Genomic DNA, 3,279 nt, shown 5'->3' with positions numbered 1-3,279 from the left:
CCTGTCGTTGGTGGAGACCGGCAAGCGATTGGGCCGCTGCCCACAGGAGTGGTTGAGGGCCGTGGTCAGGGCGTGCATCGAGAAGACAGATTATCCCATCCCGGCAGAACTGATGCCGTCAACCCCGTCCTGGTGAATAGATACCGCCATCCTGTGGCCAAGAATTTTTTCGGTTACCTGTGGTAGAACTCGTTCTTCCGATAAACGCGTACTCAACGTCCGACGCATGTCGTGCATACGCCAATATGGCAGTTCCAGTTTATCTCTCACCCGCTCTGCAAGCTGGATAAGAGATGCACTACTTAATGGCATCTTTGGATTCACAGGTGAGCGACATACAGGGCCGCCCTTTAACCGAGATTTCGCTGCCGCTTCTTGCAGCAACATCATCACCCGGGTAGGAATAGGCCGACGTATTGGCGCCCCACTTTTGGCACGAGCAGCGGGAACCGTCCAAATTTGCTCCTCCAGATTAAACTCACTCCACTGCGCCCCCAATGCCTCGCCGCTGCGACAGCCCAGCAGGATCACCAGTTTGGCCGCCAATTTTAATCCGCGGCTGGCCTTACTCTGTTCGAATGCAATCCAAATCTGAGCGAGTTCACGCATGGTCAGCACGCGAGTACCTCTCTCAGGTTGAGAACCCACATCCTCCGTGCGTAATTGCAACACTGGGGAGCCGACAATCAGATTTCTCCGAATACAAAAACTAAGAATGGATTTTAACCTGCGCAATAAATGCCCTGCGTTTTTCGGCTTTTTCTTGCCAATTTTATCAAACCACTCCAGCCAGCTGGAAAACGGGATCTGTTCAACCGGAATACCAATAAACAGAGGTTCGAAATAGCGCTGCATGGTATGCTCATAAAGCATGACCGTACGGGGCCGCAGCTTGGGCAGATGATGCTCACGAAAATGCTCGCAGCACTGTTTCAGTGTGACATCATGCTTCTGGTGGAGCTTATCCCAGAAAACTCTGGGATGTTCATTACGCTCAAGTGCACCACGGATAGCAGGGATCAAAGCCCTGGCATCAGCGAGTTTAAGGTCGGGATAGCGTCCAATTTTGAGTCTCGCCGCTTTTCCTTGCCAGCGATAGCGATATTGCCATGAGATGGTGCCACGCTCGGTGACCCGAGCTGACAATCCATCACGATCTGACAATTCCGTCTTACCAAAGTAGGGCTTACCATACAGGGCACGTAGCTTCGCATCAGTAAGTGGCATATGACTCTCCTGTGATTGGCCATCTGATTTTTCACTGACACATTAACGCGCCCAGACGTGTACACAGATACGTACCAAACTGGTCTGAAACGGACTGAATCAAGATCGGACAAAGTGAGACAATCTGAGATGACACTCCGTATAACGACTTGTTTTTCAAGCATATAAACACAATTCAGAACCACGAAATGAGCCAGCAGACAAAGCCTACCTTCTATTTCCACGATTATGTAACCACACGATAATTAACTGAATCTAATGCCTTAATTTCCAATCCAATTTATTCTGTACCATCTTTTGTACCTTGTTTAACTGTGAACATTTCAGGCTCTGCGAGAATTTAGGCCCAGACATATTGCGGGGTTTCAACAACGACCGTCACCGGCGCCAGGGCGGCTGCCAGGGCGGCGTCGGTGGTGCGCACGTTGGCGTGATAGCCGGGCACGGGCTCACGCACCTCCAGCTCGATACCATCGACGGTCTGCACCGCGCCGGTGGGGCGGGTGACCATGCCAGGCGGCAGCAGTTGCAGCGAGGCGGTGGGGTGATAGAGGGTGCCGGTTTCGCTGTCTTTGACGAAGCCAGCGGCCTGCAGGGCTTTGGTCATGGCGGCCTTGTCGGCCGCCTTGAGGTTGAGGTCGATAAAGGTCATGCTACCGCCTTGATTTGCTCGTCAGAGAGAGGTTTTAACCATATCTTTAAGTCTCTAACGTGGCCAAAGTGAGGAAGATTTGAAGAGTCAGAATGGCTTCCAATCGAGACTCTCGATATGTTGCCGATCATCCAATCACCGGTCTCCGTGTCTTTTCTGTTATTACCAAAGAGTCCGGTTGCCCCACCCCCCTTGGTGAACCGCGCAACTCTCCTGATTTGCTGGTTGATTCGGACTGGGGAGGTCACACTTAATGACGTATTAACACCGTAAACCTGCTCTTGTGCGCGTGTGTAGCCAATCGCACCCCAAGGGGTAGTTAGGATAAAGCCGAAGTTGTTAGCAACTCCGATGATGTTGCTAACCACGGACATAGTTTTTTCGTTGGCAAGCCCCTGCAAACCAGCATTCTGCACGGGTATCCAGCAAATGTCCTGAGCCCGAGTGACCGCCGCGCCAGCTGTCGGGATGTACGAGCTGGCGAATGGTAAGGTCTCCATCTGGGCGCCATAGACAAAAAACGACACAGCCGCAGATTCAGCTTGAATAACAAAAGCCGCATTGGTTCCAGCTGCGCGGGTTTGAGTTACCGAATAACGCTTCCACTCTGTAGTTAATGTGACTCGTACCCCAGTGGTGGAGTTGTGAATGCCAATGCGAATGTTCTCCCCACCAACAGCACCACGCAACCACACCGATGAGGTGTAAACGGCGCCATCAACGAGAGATGAGGATAGAGGCGGGTTTGTACCCTGGTATGGATTTACTGTATCGATCCTAGTTGCGTCGTTTGCTCCGAACGGCCCAGGTTGCTGATCGATCTTGGTGGCACCAGCTCCATACGGAGTAAACACATTAGAATTTGTAACTATATTTGTACTCTGCCCCTCAACCAGCAAGCCCTCTTTTTCAAAGCGAGGCTCATTCGCGGCGGCGGTTTTAAGTTGGCCATCCTTGCCGATGTAGGTAGCCGTTGAGTTGCGGGAAAAGTTGACCATCCTCGCCACCACATCCGACCCGACCAGCACGTCACGGCCATAACCGGTGATAAGGCGCAGGCTGTCAGAGAGCGGCGCCCACACATCCGGCAGCGGCAGGGAGGCGGCAGCCACGATCCCCGCTGCCCGGTCAGCCTCGGTGAGGGCGCGATCCGCTTCGGTCTTTGCCCGGTCGGCTTCGACCTTGGCGCGGGCCGTCTGTCCCTCTCCTTCGCTGGCCACCTTCTTCCAACTGGGGATGGTGACGTTGGCGCCGGTGTCCGGGTTGAGGATGGCGACATCCCCCGAGCCGGTCAGCCAGGTCATCATACCGTCGAACCAGGTGCGATACTTGGCCACCAGGGAGGCCAGGTCGGCGGCAAACTGGCTGATGGTCGAGGTGCGGGTGATGTCGATCCGGTA

3 protein-coding genes are annotated in these 3,279 nt (G+C 53.7%); all 3 read right to left on the bottom strand.

Annotated features, from left to right (window positions below):
* Nucleotides 1-90: 90 nt before the first annotated feature.
* Complete coding sequence (locus J9889_RS20615; RefSeq protein ID WP_210557935.1) at nt 91-1,227, bottom strand: integrase family protein; 1,137 nt, start codon at nt 1,225-1,227, stop codon at nt 91-93.
* A gap of 340 nt (nt 1,228-1,567) precedes the next feature.
* A complete protein-coding gene (locus J9889_RS20610) occupies nt 1,568-1,879 on the bottom strand; it encodes a hypothetical protein (protein WP_210557932.1) in 312 nt (103 codons plus the stop codon).
* A partial coding sequence (locus J9889_RS20605; protein WP_210557929.1) for a hypothetical protein occupies nt 1,876-3,279 on the bottom strand: 1,404 nt, incomplete at its 5' end. The genes J9889_RS20605 and J9889_RS20610, both read right to left, overlap by 4 nt.

Source organism: Aeromonas sp. PrichA-15 (genome assembly GCF_017939245.1).
GTDB classification, from domain to species: domain Bacteria; phylum Pseudomonadota; class Gammaproteobacteria; order Enterobacterales; family Aeromonadaceae; genus Aeromonas; species Aeromonas caviae.
The sequence above is the reverse complement of the archived record's forward strand: the minus strand, read 5'-3'. Positions and strand labels throughout refer to the sequence as shown.

What these genes read in the sequence shown, in the direction of transcription:
- J9889_RS20615 (WP_210557935.1), bottom strand. Translation starts at nt 1,227, where the DNA reads ATGCCACTTACTGATGCGAAGCTACGTGCCCTGTATGGTAAGCCCTAC.
- J9889_RS20610 (WP_210557932.1), bottom strand. Translation starts at nt 1,879, where the DNA reads ATGACCTTTATCGACCTCAACCTCAAGGCGGCCGACAAGGCCGCCATG.